The organism is Streptomyces sp. NBC_01166, assembly GCF_045039765.1.
GTDB lineage: Bacteria > Actinomycetota > Actinomycetes > Streptomycetales > Streptomycetaceae > Streptomyces.
Genome location: NZ_CP108613.1, coordinates 5,189,707 through 5,205,804 on the forward strand (window position 1 = coordinate 5,189,707; position 16,098 = coordinate 5,205,804).

General features: G+C 71.9%; 13 protein-coding genes. 8 read left to right on the top strand and 5 right to left on the bottom strand.

What is annotated here, in order from left to right; genetic code table 11:
- Positions 1-118: 118 nt before the first annotated feature.
- Positions 119-1,012, bottom strand: a complete 894-nt coding sequence (locus tag OG379_RS24035) for a L,D-transpeptidase family protein (protein ID WP_405665095.1) — start codon at positions 1,010-1,012, stop codon at positions 119-121.
- A 255-nt stretch (positions 1,013-1,267) separates the two neighbouring features.
- Here OG379_RS24035 and OG379_RS24040 point away from each other — a divergent pair, with 255 nt between their 5' ends.
- Together OG379_RS24040 and leuE are read left to right on the top strand one after the other, a co-directional pair.
- On the top strand, positions 1,268-2,848 hold the full coding sequence (locus tag OG379_RS24040) for a methylmalonyl-CoA mutase (RefSeq protein ID WP_405665096.1): 1,581 nt from the start codon (positions 1,268-1,270) through the stop codon (positions 2,846-2,848).
- A gap of 254 nt (positions 2,849-3,102) precedes the next feature.
- Positions 3,103-3,762, top strand: a complete 660-nt coding sequence (gene leuE, locus OG379_RS24045) for a leucine efflux protein LeuE (protein WP_405665097.1) — start codon at positions 3,103-3,105, stop codon at positions 3,760-3,762.
- 12 nt (positions 3,763-3,774) lie between these two features.
- Here leuE and OG379_RS24050 read toward each other — a convergent pair whose 3' ends face one another.
- Complete coding sequence (locus OG379_RS24050; RefSeq protein WP_405665098.1) at positions 3,775-4,233, bottom strand: MarR family winged helix-turn-helix transcriptional regulator; 459 nt, start codon at positions 4,231-4,233, stop codon at positions 3,775-3,777.
- 18 nt (positions 4,234-4,251) lie between these two features.
- A complete protein-coding gene (locus OG379_RS24055; protein WP_405665099.1) occupies positions 4,252-5,676 on the bottom strand; it encodes an FAD-dependent monooxygenase in 1,425 nt (474 codons plus the stop codon).
- Positions 5,677-5,714: 38 nt separating this feature from the next.
- On the opposite strand from OG379_RS24055, the gene OG379_RS24060 reads away from it, so the two are divergent.
- The 6 genes from OG379_RS24060 (at position 5,715) to OG379_RS24085 (ending at position 13,715) form a co-directional block, all read left to right on the top strand.
- On the top strand, positions 5,715-6,359 hold the full coding sequence (locus OG379_RS24060) for a TetR/AcrR family transcriptional regulator C-terminal domain-containing protein (protein ID WP_405665100.1): 645 nt from the start codon (positions 5,715-5,717) through the stop codon (positions 6,357-6,359).
- A gap of 180 nt (positions 6,360-6,539) precedes the next feature.
- Positions 6,540-7,505: a glycosyltransferase family 2 protein gene (locus OG379_RS24065; protein WP_405665101.1), complete on the top strand. Its 966-nt coding sequence runs from the start codon at positions 6,540-6,542 to the stop codon at positions 7,503-7,505.
- A gap of 3 nt (positions 7,506-7,508) precedes the next feature.
- Positions 7,509-8,858: a polysialyltransferase family glycosyltransferase gene (locus OG379_RS24070; RefSeq protein WP_405665102.1), complete on the top strand. Its 1,350-nt coding sequence runs from the start codon at positions 7,509-7,511 to the stop codon at positions 8,856-8,858.
- Positions 8,859-8,914: 56 nt separating this feature from the next.
- Complete coding sequence (locus tag OG379_RS24075) at positions 8,915-10,204, top strand: hypothetical protein (RefSeq protein WP_405665103.1); 1,290 nt, start codon at positions 8,915-8,917, stop codon at positions 10,202-10,204.
- Complete coding sequence (locus OG379_RS24080) at positions 10,201-12,564, top strand: polysaccharide pyruvyl transferase family protein (RefSeq protein WP_405665104.1); 2,364 nt, start codon at positions 10,201-10,203, stop codon at positions 12,562-12,564. The genes OG379_RS24075 and OG379_RS24080 overlap by 4 nt, the downstream gene beginning before the upstream one ends.
- A 56-nt stretch (positions 12,565-12,620) precedes the next feature.
- Positions 12,621-13,715 (top strand): acyltransferase, encoded by a 1,095-nt coding sequence (locus OG379_RS24085; RefSeq protein ID WP_405665105.1) that lies wholly within the window; start codon positions 12,621-12,623, stop codon positions 13,713-13,715.
- Here the strand turns inward: OG379_RS24085 and OG379_RS24090 are convergent, their stop codons facing one another.
- Complete coding sequence (locus tag OG379_RS24090; RefSeq protein ID WP_405665107.1) at positions 13,716-15,050, bottom strand: polysialyltransferase family glycosyltransferase; 1,335 nt, start codon at positions 15,048-15,050, stop codon at positions 13,716-13,718.
- Entirely contained in the window at positions 15,047-16,030 is a 984-nt protein-coding gene (locus OG379_RS24095) for a glycosyltransferase family 2 protein (protein WP_405665109.1), read from the bottom strand. Before OG379_RS24095 ends, OG379_RS24090 begins: the two co-directional genes overlap by 4 nt.
- Positions 16,031-16,098 lie beyond the last annotated feature (68 nt).

Here is a 16,098-nt window from a genome sequence, read left to right on the forward strand (position 1 = left end):
ACTGGTCATCGGCCGCGCAACGAGCCGGGGTTCCCCCCGTACCTTCGGCTCAGCGCATCCGGCGCGGGCGGGACACGTTCCCCCGGTCCCGCCCGCGCCCCTAATTCGGTTGAACCGTCTACCAATAGACGACGACCTTGTCGCCGTTCCGCACCTGGGCGAAGAGCGACGCGATCTTCCCTTCGTCCCGTACGTTCACGCAGCCGTGCGAGGCTCCGTTGTAACCGCGCGCCGCGAAGTCGGACGAGTAGTGCACCGCCTGGCCGCCGCTGAAGAACATCGCGTACGGCATGGGGGAGTCGTAGAGCGTCGACACGTGGTGGCGGGACTTCCAGTACACCGAGAAGACGCCTTCACGGGTGGGTGTGTACTGCGAGCCGAACCGCACGTCCATCGTCGAGACGACCCTGCCGTCGATCACCCAGGACAGCGTGCGGCTGTTCTTGCTGATGCACAGGACCCGGCCCTTCATGCAGCGGGCGTCGGGCTTCGCGGCCGCCGGTGCGGCCGGCGGGTCGAGCTCCTTCGCCGTCGGCCGGCGCGTCATCGCGAGCAGCCGCTCCCAGGTCACCGTGTCGGTCCGGCCCGTGCGGGGCAGGCCCCGCTTGCCCTGGAAGGACTGCACTGACGCGACGGTCGCGTCGCCGTAGTACCCGGTGGGGCTGCGGTCGAAGTGGCCGATCTGACGCAGCCGGGCCTGGAGCTCCCGTACGCGCTTGCTCCGGTCGCCGACCGACATCAGGGTGCTGGGCTGTGGAGAGGGGCGCGCGCTCGGTGTCCGGGAGGGAGTGGCCGAGGGGCTCGGCCGGTCGCCGCCCGGCTTGGCGTCGTCCGGTGAGGGCGAGGGCGTGGGGGGCGAGGACGTCTTCGCCGGGAGAGCGGTGGGCTCCGCCGCTCCCACCGTCTCGACCTTGCAGCCCGCCGTCAGCGTGGCCAGTGCGATTACGCCCACGGCTGCCGCGCCCGCCGCGCGTACCCCGCGCGTGTACCTGTCCGTCCGTGTGCGTCTCATCCTTCGGCCCCCTGGTTCTCGCCCGTCGCCGCCCCGGTCGCGCGTGACCCTTCGCGCGGCACGGATATCTCATGGGACGGATTCCCGTCCTGCCCGGTTGCCGAATCCTGTCCATGATGGGAGACATGCGTCCAGGCTTTCCCGGTACGGGCTGTGAGCAAGGTCCCAGCGGAGGGATCCCAAGGGCCGGGGCGCCGGGGCTAGAGTCCGTCGCGAGGTTGTTACCGATAAGTAGCTTGAACGGGAGGCACAGCAATGACGCGTGAGTCCGAGTCGGGACTGCCCATCGAGCCGGTCTACGGGCCGGAGGCACTCGACGGCTGGCGGGCCGAGGAGAAGCTCGGGGACCCGGGCGCCTTCCCCTTCACGCGTGGTGTGTACCCGTCGATGTACACGGGCCGGCCGTGGACGATGCGGCAGTACGCGGGATTCGGCACCGCCACCGAGTCCAACGCCCGCTACAAGCAGCTGATCGCCAACGGCACGACCGGACTCTCCGTCGCGTTCGACCTGCCCACCCAGATGGGGCACGACTCGGACGCCCCCATCGCCTCCGGTGAGGTCGGCAAGGTCGGCGTGGCGATCGACTCGCTCGACGACATGCGCGTCCTGTTCGGCGGGATCCCGCTGGACGAGGTCTCCACCTCGATGACCATCAACGCCCCGGCCGCGCTCCTCCTCCTGCTCTACCAACTGGTCGCGGAGGAGCAGGGCGTCCCCGCGGACCGGCTGACGGGCACCATCCAGAACGACGTGCTCAAGGAGTACATCGCCCGGGGCACGTACATCTTCCCGCCGAAGCCCTCACTGCGGCTGATCGCCGACATCTTCAAGTACTGCCGGGCCGAGATCCCGAAGTGGAACACCATCTCCATCTCCGGCTACCACATGGCGGAGGCCGGCGCCTCGCCCGCGCAGGAGATCGCCTTCACCCTCGCGGACGGCATCGAGTACGTCCGCACCGCCGTCTCGGCCGGCATGGACGTGGACGACTTCGCGCCCCGGCTCTCCTTCTTCTTCGTCGCCCGTACGACGATCCTCGAGGAGGTCGCCAAATTCCGTGCCGCCCGCCGGATCTGGGCGAAGGTGATGCGGGAGGAGTTCGGCGCGAAGAACCCCAAGTCCCTGATGCTGCGCTTCCACACCCAGACCGCCGGGGTCCAGCTCACCGCCCAGCAGCCCGAGGTCAACCTGGTCCGGGTCGCCGTGCAGGGCCTGGGCGCGGTCCTGGGCGGCACGCAGTCGCTGCACACCAACTCCTTCGACGAGGCCATCGCCCTGCCGACCGACAAGTCGGCCCGCCTCGCGCTGCGCACCCAGCAGGTCCTGGCGTACGAGACGGACGTGACGGCGACGGTGGACCCCTTCGCCGGGTCGTACGTCGTCGAGAGGATGACCGACGACGTCGAAGCGGCGGCGCTGGACCTGATGCTCAAGGTCGAGGACATGGGCGGCGCGGTCAACGCCATCGAACGCGGCTTCCAGAAGGGCGAGATCGAGCGCAGCGCCTACCGCATCGCCCAGGAGACGGACAGCGGCGAACGCGTCGTCGTCGGCGTCAACCGCTTCCGCCTCGACGAGGAGGAGCCGTACGAGCCGCTCCGCGTCGACCCGGCGATCGAGGCCCAGCAGGCGGCCCGCCTGGCGAAGCTCCGCGCCGAACGCGACCAGGGGGCGGTGGACGCGGCGCTGGCGGAGCTGAAGAAGGCGGCCGAGGGGACGGACAACGTGCTCTACCCGATGAAGGACGCGCTCAGGGCCCGGGCCACGGTGGGCGAGGTCTGCAACGCGCTGCGGGAGGTCTGGGGGGCGTACGTCCCGACGGACGCGTTCTGAGGGGCCGGGGCACTCTCACGGGTGATCTCTCCCCGATCGGCCGCACCCGTGGATAGGCTCATGGCATCGCGTGGAGATTCTCCAGGGGAGGCTCACTGTGACACCACCGGCCGACATGTCGTTCACCGTGCCGGACGTGGTCGGGATGGAGATGGAGCTCTCCGTGGAACGTCTGCTGGACGGCGACGAGGACTGACCGGCCGCATTCTGGACCGTTCTGCCGGGGTGTCGTACCCGCGTGCGACACTCCGTTCATGCTGGGTGTCACCGATCTTCCGACCTATCTCGCCGGCCTTGTGCTGATCATTCTGCTGCCGGGACCGAACTCGCTGTACGTGCTCTCCGTCGCCGCCAGGCGCGGGGTGCGCACCGGTTATGTGGCCGCCGCCGGGGTGTGGACCGGGGACACGATCCTGATGACGTTGTCCGCGCTGGGCGCCGCCTCGCTGCTGCAGACGACGCCCCTGCTCTTCGCGGTCGTCAAGTTCGCCGGCGCGGGTTATCTGACCTGGATGGCGATCGGGATGATGCGGACGGCCGTGTCGATGTGGCGCGAGCGGCACCAGCGCATGGCCGAGCTTTCGGTGGAGGACGCGGCGCCCGCGAAGGAGACGGAGCATCCCTACCGGCGGGCGCTCGTGGTCAGCCTGTTCAATCCCAAGCTGATCCTGTTCCTCATCTCCTTCTTCGTGCAGTTCGTCGATCCGGGTTACGCCTATCCGGGGCTCTCCTTCCTGCTGCTGGGGACGCTGCTGCAGATCGGCAGCTTCCTCTACCTCACGGCGCTCATCTTCGGCGGCACCCGCCTGGCCGCCGCCTTCCGCCGCCGTAAGCGGCTGTCGGCGGGGGCCACTTCGGCGGCGGGTGTGCTGTTCCTCGGGTTCGCGGCGAAGCTGTCGTTCAGCAGCGTGTGATCCCGGCCCGGGTCAGTGGTGCCAGGCCTTGCCGCCCACGTTGTGGATCATGCGCTGGAGGACCTTGAGGGCGGCGACGAACTCCTCGTCGGGGATGCCGGCATGGATCTCCGCGAGCGCCCTGCCGACCCGTTCGGCCGCCTTGGCGTGCAGCGCGTGTCCCTCGGCGGTCAGCCGCAGGCGGGTCGTGGGGTCCTCGGTGACGAGGCCCTGGACGATGAGGGTGTCGATCTCGGGCTCCAGCGAGCCGCCGGTGTTCAGATAGCCGCTGAGCATCGCGACCACCTCGGCGCGCGGACGGCCCCGTTCGTCCGCGTCGATGAGCTGGTTGAGGACCCACCAGGGGGGCTGGGTCAGTCCGTGTTCGGCCAGTGCGGCCCGGATGTGGGTCACGGTCGCGTCGTGGGCCGCCCAGCTCCAGTAGCCGATGGGCTGCCGTGCCAGTCCTGCGTCGTCATGTGAGTAGTCCATGCCCTGGACCGTAGAACCTCAAGCAAAGTTGAGGTCAAGGCCCAGTGATCCGGCGTACTCCGCGAGCCCTGTGGTGTCCTCGCCCGCCCAGCCGATGTAGCCGTCGGGCCGGACCAGGAACAGGCCCTTGCCGTAGGCCTCGTACGCCTCCGTGCGAAAGGTCCGCAGCAGCTCGCCGTCGTGTGCGGGCGGTGCGGCGTCCGTGGAGACCGCGAGCAGGGTGAAGTGCGGGCCCCGGAAGACGTCGAACAGTCGCCTGCCCTCTCCGGCGGGCCCGTCCGGCGCCCGGTCACCGGCCTCCAGGGCCCCCGCCCGGCCGGACGCCAGCGGACCCTCGCGGTAGCCGAGCCCCAACTGCTGGGCCGCTGAACCGCGTTCCTGCTCGCCCCGGTGGATGCGGGTCGAGAGGCCCAGCATCTCTGCGGCGACCGGGCGGCGTTCCTGCTCGTAGGTCTCCAACAGGGCGGCGGGTGCGCCGTGCAGCAGCACCTGGCCGAGCTTCCAGCCCAGGTTGTACGCGTCCTGGACGCTCGTGTTCAGCCCCTGGCCGCCGGCCGGGGAGTGGATGTGCGCGGCGTCGCCCGCGAGGAGGACCCGGCCGTCGCGGAACCGTCCGGCCAGCGCGGCGCGCGGCCGGAAGTCCGACGACCAGCGCACCTCGGTGACGTCGTCCGCCTCCAGGTGGGTGCGGGCCGCGACGAGGGTCCGTACGCCATCCGGTGTGGTGTCGGGCGCCCCTTCCTTGAACTGGGCGACCAGCTGGAAGTCCGGGGTGCCGGGCAGCGGGCAGAGCGTGAGCATGCCCGCCTCGCCCAGGAAGATGTGCCAGTTGAGCCGGTCGAGGGCCGCCTCCGCGATCCGCACGTCGGCCACCAGGGTGGGCGACGGGTCGACGGTCTCGCCCTCCATCGTGATGGAGAGCAGGCGTCGGACCGTGGAGCGTCCGCCGTCCGCCGCGACCAGGTAGGAGGCGCGCACCTCGCCGGTGGTGAGCCGTGCGGTGACCCCGTCGGCGTCCTGCGACAGACCCGTGAGGGCGGCCGAGAAGAGGACGTCGCCGCCCAGTTCGCGCAGACGCCCGATCAGGATCTCCTGGGTCCGCCACTGCGGCATCATCCAGGGCTCCCCGTACGGCTCCGCCTCGGTGGGCGCCGCGCGGCGGAACATGTCGTACTCGCCCTGGCGCTCACCGTCCTTCCAGGTCATCCCGACCGGCGCGGGCCCGCCGTGCTCGTGCACCGCGCCGCCCACGCCGAGGTCGTCGAACACCTCCCGGGTGCGCGGCTGGATGCCCTTGCCGCGCGAGCCGGGGAAGAGCGAGGGGGCCTGTTCGACGACGAGGGCGCGCACTCCCCGGCGTGCGAGGTCGCATGCCAGGGCGAGGCCGCTGGGGCCCGCGCCGACGACCAGGACCCCGGTTTCCTTAACGCTGTTAAGTTCCATGATTGGGAGTGTCTGCTTAACGCTGTTAAATTGTCAAGGTGGGTACGACGAAGATCGACCGGGCGCGCGTCGCGGACACCGCCCTGGAACTGCTGAACGAGGTGGGCCTCGACGGGCTGACCCTGCGCGCCATCGCCAGGGAGCTGGACGTCAAGGCGCCCGCGCTCTACTGGCACTTCAAGGACAAGCAGGCGCTGCTCGACGAGATGGCCACGGTGATGTACCGCCGGATGCTGGCGCAGGAGCTGCCAGGGCCCACGCCCCACACCTGGCAGCAGCAGATGGTCGCGTACCAGAGCGCGCTGCGCGGAGCGCTGCTGCGTTACCGCGACGGCGCCAAGGTCTACAGCGGTGCCCGCTTCACCGGCACCGACCACGCCGACGGCCTGGAGGCCCACCTCCGCACCATGGTCGACGCGGGGTTCGAGCTCTGGCAGGCCGTGCGCGCCGGCACCACCGTGAACGCGTACACGATGGGCTTCGTCACCGAGGAGCAGGGCGTCCAGCCCATGCCGGACGAGCGCCGGGAGGGTTACGACATCGACGAGCGGGCCGGACGTCTGGAGCGCTATCCGCTCGCGGCGGCGGCAGGGGCCGAGATCTTCACCAACTACGACGAACGCTTCGAGGACGGCCTGTGGATCGTCGTCGCGGGCATCGAGGCACGGTACGGCGTGACGTAGGGCCTCTCGTTCGGGTCAGGCCGGGCTCGCGGGCCTGAGCTGAAAGGCCCTCGCGCTGCCCGCCCCGGTCCGGGACACTTCGGCGACGCCCAGAGTTCACCGTTCGTCGGGCCGTGCGACACCCGCCCCTTCATCCGCGTCACTAGCGTGTGCGGACCATGATCGAAGGTGAGGGCCCGCGTGCCGAAGCTGTCCGTTGTCGTTCCGTTCCACAATGTCGGCGCCTACGCCGACACGACGCTGGGCAGTCTTGCCCGTAACGCGGGCCCGGACATCGAGTTCCTGCTGGTCGACGACTGCTCCACGGACGAGACGCCGGCCGTCGTCGACCGCTGGGCCGACAGACTCCCGAACGCCGAGGTCATCCGGCACGAGAAGAACGTGGGCATCGCGGCGGCCCGCAACAGCGGCATCGACGCGGCCCGGGGCGACTTCGTCACCTTCCTCGACGGCGACGACTGGTACGCCCCCGGCCACCTGGGCCGGCTGCTGCACGCCGCCGCCGAGCTGGACTGCGACTTCGCCCGCACCGACCATGTCCAGGCCACCGGGACCAGCCGCATCGTGAAGCGCGCGCCCGCCCGGCTCCGTGACACGGTGCTGGATCCACGCGAGGGCATCGCGGCCCCCGAGTGGGAGACCATGGTCGACTACCCCTTCGTATGGGCGGGCGTCTACCACCGGCGGCTCTTCGAGGACGGCGGCCACCGCTTCACCACCCGGCTGCGCACCGCCGAGGACCGGCTGTGGATCTGGCAGCTGCACCTGCGGGCCCGCACCTACGCCGCGCTCAACCTGTACGGCATCTTCTACCGGCGCGGTGTCACCACGTCCCTGACGCAGATCAAGGACTCCCGCCAGCTGGACTTCTTCCCCGCCTACGACACGCTGATCGACGAGATCCTCGAGGACCCGGACGCGGAGATCCTCCTGCCCAAGGCGGTCCGCACCTACTGCGCGATGATCGCCTTCCACAACGAGAAGGCGGACGCCTACGAACCCGCGACGTTCCGGCGTCTGCGCCACGAGTCGGCAGCCGCACTGCGCCGCATGCCGCAGCAGGTGCTCGACCACACCCTGACGATGATGGACACCAGGCGCAGCACGCTGCTCAACCGCCTGCGTGACAAGCAGAAGGCCGCCTGACCCATGCCCACGCGCACCCAGATCTTCCAGGTGTCGACCCTGTACGGGGCGGCCACACTCGCGGCGGCCCTCGACGCCGGCCAGTTCGGGCCCGGGCAGGACAGCCACCGCGTCCTGCTCGTGACCAACAACGCGGCGATCCCCGAGACCGCCCTCCGGCTGGAGGAGATGCGGGGCTACGGGGACATCGCAGCCCGCTTCGACTCCGTCGTCGACTGGAACGACGCCATCAGCCCCCACCACCCGAGCGGCTGGGGGCCGCGCGCCGAGGAGACCGAGCTCTGGCAGCGCGCCTTCCGCCTCGCGTGGGGCATCGCCCCCGAGGACCCCGTCGACCTCGCCGTCGAGTCCATCCAGGTCAACCCGGCCCGTGCGCTGGCCGCGATCTTCTCCGAGAGCGCCGTGCACGTCTACGCGGACGGGCTGATGAGCTACGGCCCGACCCGCAACAAGGTGCCGCGGTCCATCGCCTGCCGCATCCAGCGGGTGCTCCACCTGGATCTCGTACCGGGACTGCGTCCGCTCCTCCTCGCCGAGTCCGGCGTCGAGCCCGAGCTCGTCCCGAACGACGCCTTCCGCAAGGTCCTCGGCGAGATCGCCGGGGCGGCGGACGGCGACCGCCGGCTCGCGGAGGCCGAGGCCGAGGCGCCCACGGCCGTGCTCCTCGGCCAGTACCTCGCGGCGCTGAACATCCTCACGGCCGAGGAGGAGGAGGACCTGCACCTGCGCATGCTGCGCGGCGCGGCGCGGGCCGGCCACACCTCCGTCCTCTTCAAGCCCCACCCCACCGCACCGGCCCGCTACTCCAGGGCCCTGGACGACGCGGCCGCCGCACTGGGCATACGTCTGACCACCCTGGACAGCCCGCTGCTCGCCGAGACCCTCTACGAGCGGTGCGCTCCCACGCTCGTCGTCGGCTGCTTCTCGACCGCGATGTTCACCGCCGCCGCGTACTACGGCATCCCCGTCGCCCGGGTCGGCACCCGTCTCGTCCTGGACCGCATCACCCCGTACGAGAACAGCAACCGCATCCCGCTGACGATCGTCGACCACCTCGTGCCCGACCTGGACGAGCAGGCCGCCGGCCGGCCCGTGCCCGAACTCCCCTCCACGGCGCCGGAAACCCTCGCGCCCCTGGTCAGGACGGTCGGCTACTGCATGCAGTCCGGTCTCCACCCCACGCTGCGCGCCGAGGCCGAGGCCTGGCTGCGGGACCACCTCGGCACGGACACGCAGCACTACTTCAAGCGGCGTCGCCTGCAGAAGCTCACCCTGCCCGGCGGCGGCCCGCGAGGAGCGGCGATCCGGCTGCGCCGGACCGTGCGGCGCACCCGCACCAGCCTGGGCCTCTGACCCCGGAACCGGGGTGCGCCCCGGCCGGCCACTGATGACAGAACGGCGGAACGAGCATGGGCCAGACCTTCACGGGGCTGCTCAAGGCAGTGCGGGCGAGAACCGGGCAGGGCTCCACGGCGCGGTCGGCCCCCACGGCCGCCCTGCGCCTGTGCGGCGACTACCTCGCGGGCCTCACCGCGGGCGGTCCCACGGGCGACGCCCCGCAGACCCGGCTCCTCGCCGCCATCGGCGGCCTCACCACGGCCTGCGGAACCGACGGGGACGACCTCTTCGACGCCCTGCTCCGCACAGGGCAGCGCGCCCTGGAGGCCGGCGGGGAGACGGAGACACATCTCGCCCTGGACATCGCCGTCGAGGCCACCGCGCTGCGCGCCAGGTCCAAGGGCGCATGGCGGCTGCGTGGAGGCGCGCTGGAGGCGCTGGGCCGCCGGGACGAGGCGGAGCAGGCGTACGGAGAACACCTGGCGCTTCAGCAGAACCCGGCGGCGGCCGAGGACATCGTGCGCCGTGTCGCCACGCTGCGGGATCTCCGTGCCTGTCTGGAGGAGGCCGCCGGGCTGCTCCCCGGCGAGGACGGCGACGCCCTGCGGGCGCTGCACAACACCCCCGCCGGACAGGCGCGTACGGTCTTCGCCGGGATCGTGCGCCGGCACACCGCCGAGCGTGGCGGCATGGCCGACCCGGCCGTCCGCCGCTTCACCGCGCGGTACGCCGCCTACCGCCGGCTCCTGGACCGGGACAGGATGGCCGACCCTCTGCTCGGCGGCGCGGAGCCGGCCGGGGTCGGCGCCCTGCGCCGCCTGATCGCGGGCCGGTCGGTCTGCCTGGTCGCGGGCGCGGCCCGGATCGCCGACGAGGAGAAGGCCCCCGGCAGCCCGCTCGGCAGGCTGATCGACGGATACGACCTGGTGGTGCGCTGCGACACCCTTCCGGCCGCCGCGCCGCGCACCGACCTGCACGCGGTCACCCTGCGGGGGGACACTCCGTGGACGGGCCCGGCCTGGGACCGCCGGGCGGGCACCCGGCTGGTCTTCGGTGAGTCGCTGTCGCAGTGGCGCCGTTCGCTGCGCGCCCGGCTGGTCGCCGGCGCGCAGGACCACATCGGCGACGCCACGCTGCGGCATCCCCTGGACGACCCGGCCCTCCTCGGTGAGGACGGCTGGGGCCCGCGAAAGGGCACCGCGTTCACCGTGCTCCGGCTGCTGGACTTCCTGGACGCGGCCGACCGCCTGGACCTCATCGGCTTCGGACTCCCGGGGCAGCTGTCGCCGCGCGAGCGGGAGTGGGTCACGGCCCGCGCGACACAGGAGGACGAGACCGAGATGAGGACCGCGCTCCGATGAACAGCCCCGCCGAGCCCACCCACGGCAGACGCACCGGGCCCACCGCCCCTCACGGACGGCCGGGCGCCCCCGACGCCGACGACCGGAGCGCCGTCACCGGCAAGCGCAGGATCGCCTTCGCCGCCTACGCCGACGAGGACCGGATGCCCGGTCTCCTGGTGCTGCTGCGCAGCCTCGCGCTGGCGGATCCGGCCGTCTGCGAGGACTTCCTCCTCCTGCACCCCGGGCTGCCCGACTCCGCGCTCGACGCCGCCCGCAGGCTGCACCCGCGCCTCGTCCCGCGTATCGCGGAGAGCCGCCTCGACGTCTTCCGGGCGACCGGTTACGACACCGTCATCGCGGTCGGCCCCGACATGGTCGTCCTCGGCTCCCTCCGGCCGCTGCTGGCCCTCCGCACAGGAGTGGCAGCCGTGCTACAGCCCGCCCCCGGCGGCGGACGGACCGTGCGGGACGACGGGCTGCTGGTCATCCAGCGCCAGGACGTGACAGACGACGTGCTCGACGTCCTCGCCGAAGGCGGCGAGGACGCGGTGGACCGCGCGCTGACGGAGGCGGGCATCCTCGAACCGCTCGGCTCCCCCTACGACTTCCCGGCCGACCGGCTGTACGACGGCGTCCCCGTACCCGGGAGCACCGTCGTCCTGCACCTCGGCGAGGACCCTGCCCCCGGCACCCCGGCGCACGAGGCGCGCGAACGCTTCGAGCTGGACGACGCGGCATTCCGCGCCGCCTACTGCGCCCTCCCGGGACCCACCCACCCCGAACTGCTGCTGCACTGCGCCCTGCCGTTCCCCGAGGAGGGGCGTGCGCCCGTGGACCTGGTCCGCCGGGTCGCCGAGGTGCACCGGCAGCAGGGCCGCTACGACGAGGCCGTCGCCCTGCTGACCGCCGCCGTGGCGGACCGGCCCGACCTGCCGCGCTGCCACGAGACGCTGGGCATCAGCCTGATGGCCCTGTCCCGCTACGAGGAGGCCGAGGCCCATCTCCTCCTGGCCACCGTGTCACCGGACTTCGCCGCCCGCGCCTACGGCCAGCTCGCCCGCCTCGCCTGGCTGCTGGGCCGGACCGAGGACGCGGCGGCGTACGCACGCGAGGGCCTCGACGCCGACCCCACCGACGGCAACTGCCACGCCTGGTACGTCCGTACGCGCTCTGCCGAGGACCCCGCCCAGGGCCCCGCGGACGAACAGCTCGCCCATGTCGCCCTGTTCGCCGACGGTCAGGAGAACGCCGGCGACAAGGTGCTCCCCGAAGCGGTGCGCATGTGCTTCGGTCCCGACACCGGCCCCGCCCGCTGGCACGAGCGCTCCGTGCACCGGCTGGTCGACGAGCCCGCACTGGAGGAGCTGAACGCCCGGCGCGGCATCGTCGTCGGCGGCGGCGGCCTTTTCCTCCCGGACACAGCGCCCAACAGCAACAGCGGCTGGCAGTGGAACATCCCCGATGACGTCCTGGCCCGGATCACCGCGCCGCTCGCCGTCTTCGCGGTCGGCTACAACGTCTTCGACGGCCAGCGCTACCGCAGGGAGCGCTTCGCCGAGAGCCTGCGCGCCCTGGTCGGGAAGTCGGCCTTCTTCGGACTGCGGAACCACGGTTCGGTGGACCGGGTCAGGGAACTCCTGCCCGAGGAGCTACGGGACCGGGTGCGCTACCAGCCGTGTCCCACGACCGTCGCCCGCCACCTCGACCCCGGCCCGGACGACGGTGTGAGCCGGGACGACACCGTGCTGGTCAACTGCGCCTACGACCGCGCCGGCCTGCGTTTCGGCCACGACTACGGCCACTTCCTGGCCGAGTCGGCCGCCGCCGTACGCGCCGTCGGCGAGCGCGCCGAGGTCCGTTACGCGGCCCATATGCCGGCCGACGAGAAGTTCGTCCACGACCTGCGCCGGGAACACGGCATCACCCTCCCGGTGGAGCCGCTGTACCTGTTCTCCAACGACCGCATCCGCGAGCTCTACCGGCGCACGCGACTGGTCATCGGCATGCGCGGGCACGCGGGAATGATCCCCTTCGGCTGCGGCACGCCGATCATCAGCCTGGTCTCGCACCCCAAGCTCGCCTACTTCCTCGCCGACATCGACCGCCCCGACTGGGGGGTGTCCGTCCACGACCGTGCGCTGGGCGCCCGCCTCGCCGAGCGTGCGGCGGCCGTACTCGACGACCACGGGGCAGCCGTGGCCGACGTACACGGCCGGCAGGAGCACCTGTGGTCGGTCACCCGCGCCAACCTCGCCGAGCTCCGGGACGTCTTCGGCCTACCGGACCCCTTCTCCGGGCGCCCCGTCCCGCACCTCCCCGGACCCAGGACCGCCGAGCCGGCACGCGGCCTTCACCTGCCGGACACCCGGACGAAGTGACTGTTCACCTGACCGGAGTTCACCCGGGGCCCGCCCGTTCATAGCCTTCGTTGACCATGTCTTCTTCTGTCTCCCCGGCCGGCTCGCCTGCCCCCGCGCAGTCCCCGGAGCCCGCCCCCGCACCCCGCCCGCGCCGCGAACACCGGTACGACATCGATCTGATCCGGCTGCTCTGCTCCGTCGGCGTGATCCTCTGCCACACGGGCTCCGCCTTCGTGAGCGCGGCGGGCCGGGACGCCGCCAACGGTCCCGGCACTTACTGGGCGGGCCTGGCGGCGGACTCGGCGGGCCGCTTCGCCGTTCCGCTGTTCTTCGCGATCGCCGGATGGGTCGTACTCGTCGGCGCCCCCGTCCGGGACGGCCGGCAGCTGTGGCAGCGCATCGTCCGGATCGTGGTGCCTCTCGCCGTGTGGACGGTGCTCTACGTGGCATGGGGCCGGCTGCGCACCACCAACGACGCCCCGGCCGACGAGCTGGCGTTCGACGCGCTGTTCGCCTCGGTGCGCCCGGCGTACCACCTCTGGTACCTGTACGCCTACATCCCCGTGATCCTGCTGCTGGCCTTCGCCGCCCTGGTGAAGTCGGGCAAGCGCCCCTGGGGCCTCGGCGCCGCCCTCCTCGTGTCGGGGGCCGCCCCGACCCTCTTCGGCGACCTGGGGAAGGTCACGGACCTGGAACTGCCGCGCTTCGGCTGGGGCTTCGGCCCGTACCAGCTGATCTACGCGGTCCTCGGCGCCCTGGTCCTCGCACTGCCCGCAGGGACGTTCGGCAGGCGGAGCCTGTGGTGGCTGCTGCCGGCGGGGGCGTGCCTGGCCGCCGTCATCGCTTACCAGCACGAGGTGCACTACGCGATCCCGTACGCGAGCATCCTGGTGGCCCTGTTCAGCGCGGGTGTGCTGGTCTCGCTGCACCGGCTGCGCGTCCCGGAGCGCCTGCGCCCGGCGCTGACCCGGCTGGCGGGCGCCTCGTTCGGGGCGTACATGATCCACGTGCTGGTGCTGGGTTTCCTCACCGACGTACTCGTCGACGCCGACCTCTCGCTGCCGTCGGCGGCGGCCCTGGTCGTCACGGTGACCGCCGCCACGTCGGCCCTCTCCTTCGGCGCGGCCATGCTGTGGGCCCGGCTCGGCCTGACGCGGCTGCTGGGCTGATCAGCGGCGCGCGCGCCGCTTCAGGGCCCGTGCGCGCCGCGCGAGCCGGCGCAGGGTGGCGTTCCGCCGGACGAAGGCGAGGCGGGCGGGGACGACGCCGGGGAGGGCAAGCGACCCGAGGCGGCGGCGTTTGAAGTAGCGCCAGGTCCGGGTGTTCAGACGGGTGGAGAGGTAGCGCTCGGCGGCCGGGCGGAGGTCCGGACGGACGCGTGGCTGCATGGCGAAGGCGACGGCCGGCAGCAGGCCGTCGAGTGCCTCGGCCACCATGGCCTCCGTCAGCGGCGACCGGTCCGCCACGGCGGCGGGGTCGGCCAGGTCGGGCAGCAGGGCGTCGACGATCGTGACCGGGATCCTCGAGGGGTTCTCGTACGGGGTGAGGCGCTCCAGGAGGGTGCCGGTCCCGGTCCGCGCCACCGGCAGGCCGTAGTACGCGGCGGCGGTGAGCAGCGCCGTCGAGAACGTGCCGACGACGAGCGCGGGGCGCAGTTTCTCGTAGAGGACCTCGGCCGGGAGGGCGGAGTCCGGGACGGTCAGCTCGACACCGAGGCGTACGGCCTCCGCCCGCAGGGCCGCCATGGAGGGCGCGGGGCCGCTGGGGTGGGGCTGGAGGACGAGGTGGGTGTGGCCGAGGGCGGCCGTGCCGCGGAGCATCCGCAGGTGGAGTTCCGTCTCCTCGGCGGCGGGGAGTGTCCCGGCCCCGGAGAGAAGCAGCACCGCGGCCCCCTGCGGGGCCCCGGTCTCCGGCGCGGCCTCCGCGAGTTCGGCGAAGACCTTGAGCAGGGCCGCGACGGGCAGCGGGCGGGGTACGGCGTCGAACTCGCCCAGCAGCAGCGGTGTCAGGCCGGGGAGCAGGTCCGGGTGGAGCAGCCGCCGGACGCGGGTGCCGGTCAGCGGCGGGATCTTGCCTCCGGTCGGGCCGTAGCCGGTCAGCCCGTCCGCGTACACGGTCACCGGCCCGCCGGTGAAGATCTGGGCGACGGCCTGGGCGGGGGAGGCGTGCGGGGATTCCAGGGCCAGCTCGACCTCCTCGTCCCCGAGGTCCCACGCCTGCCGTAGGTGGCGTTCCCACAGGGGTACGTCGTCGGGCCTGGGGGTCCAGGCGCCCGGGTGCAGCGGGAAGACGGCGTCGTTCCACGAACGCACCTCGTCGAAGCGGGTGCTCAGCCGCCCGAACCCGGGTGTCGCGTCGACCGGGAGTGCCGCCTCGGGGACCGCCGTGTTGTCGCTCAGCAGGAGGATGCGGCGTCCGGAGCTCTCGAAGCAGCCCGAGTCGAGTGCCGCGGCGAGCACCGCCGTGCCGTGGAGGCTGGAGGCGACGAAGATCTGGACGGTCATGCGGCGGTCGCTCCCTCGGTGACGGCGGACCGGCGGCGCAGCTTGCGCAGCACGGTCGCCCTTTCGGTGTCCATCGAGTCCAGGACGTCGTCGAGCACGCGCCGGGGCATGTTTCCGAATGCCGCCGAGGCGAGTGATCTGAGCGTGCGGGCCACCGGCGGTTCGAATTTCTCGATGGATCCGACGTGATGCGAAATAACGGCGCAGTATGTCCGCACGGCTTTCGGCATCAGGATGTCGGCGTCGCGGTCCTTCGCGGTATCGGCCACCACCTGGTCGTAGGCCCGAATGAAATCAAGCTGGCGTTCATCCCCGATCTGGGTGAGGGATGAAGCGACTCCCCGCCGGTAGAAATGGCCCAGCGTTCCCAGGACCGCGAAGGATTCCGCCTCCCGGTGCAGCCGCCAGATCCACGGCCGGTCCTCGGCGGTGCGCAGCCCGTCGGTGAAATGCAGCAGCCCCCGGTCGAGCAGGCCGCGGTGGTAGAGCCCCGCCCAGGCGAAGGCGTAGTCGACCGAGGTCGTCCGGTCGGCCGGCAGGATCGCTTCCCTGGGGTCGCTCACCACCCCGCGCAGGCCGTGCGGGACGCGGCGCACGGTGCGCGAAACGCCGGTGACCTGGACGTGGTCCGTGCGCACGAACGCGCAGCCCAGGGCCTCGGTCCGGGCGAGCAGACGGTCGTAGTGGCCGGGTGCGAGCCAGTCGTCGCCGTCCAGGAAGGCGATGTACTCGCCCCGGGCGGCGTCCAGACCGGTGTTGCGGGCGGTGGCCAGACCGGCGTTGCGCTCATGCCTGTGCACGACCACCCCCTCGATCTCTTCCCGGGCCCGGCGCAACAGATCCGGCGTCCCGTCGGTCGAGCAGTCGTCGACGAGGATGAACTCGAAATCCTCACGGGTATTGGCCCGCAGACTTCTGAGGGTGTCGGGTGCGTATGCCTGAACGTTGTAGAACGGCACGATGACGGAGAGCTTGACCACCCGCATCACGCTAGGGGTGGCCCCGGCATTTGCCTTGACTCCCGCCCGTACGGAAAGTGAACGGAACG

Bases quoted from the DNA above. Each gene is read 5' to 3' on its own strand.
- OG379_RS24035 (WP_405665095.1), bottom strand. From the start codon at position 1,012: ATGAGACGCACACGGACGGACAGGTACACGCGCGGGGTACGCGCGGCG.
- OG379_RS24040 (WP_405665096.1), top strand. From the start codon at position 1,268: ATGACGCGTGAGTCCGAGTCGGGACTGCCCATCGAGCCGGTCTACGGG.
- leuE (WP_405665097.1), top strand. From the start codon at position 3,103: ATGCTGGGTGTCACCGATCTTCCGACCTATCTCGCCGGCCTTGTGCTG.
- OG379_RS24050 (WP_405665098.1), bottom strand. From the start codon at position 4,233: ATGGACTACTCACATGACGACGCAGGACTGGCACGGCAGCCCATCGGC.
- OG379_RS24055 (WP_405665099.1), bottom strand. From the start codon at position 5,676: ATGGAACTTAACAGCGTTAAGGAAACCGGGGTCCTGGTCGTCGGCGCG.
- OG379_RS24070 (WP_405665102.1), top strand. From the start codon at position 7,509: ATGCCCACGCGCACCCAGATCTTCCAGGTGTCGACCCTGTACGGGGCG.
- OG379_RS24075 (WP_405665103.1), top strand. From the start codon at position 8,915: ATGGGCCAGACCTTCACGGGGCTGCTCAAGGCAGTGCGGGCGAGAACC.
- OG379_RS24080 (WP_405665104.1), top strand. From the start codon at position 10,201: ATGAACAGCCCCGCCGAGCCCACCCACGGCAGACGCACCGGGCCCACC.
- OG379_RS24085 (WP_405665105.1), top strand. From the start codon at position 12,621: ATGTCTTCTTCTGTCTCCCCGGCCGGCTCGCCTGCCCCCGCGCAGTCC.
- OG379_RS24090 (WP_405665107.1), bottom strand. From the start codon at position 15,050: ATGACCGTCCAGATCTTCGTCGCCTCCAGCCTCCACGGCACGGCGGTG.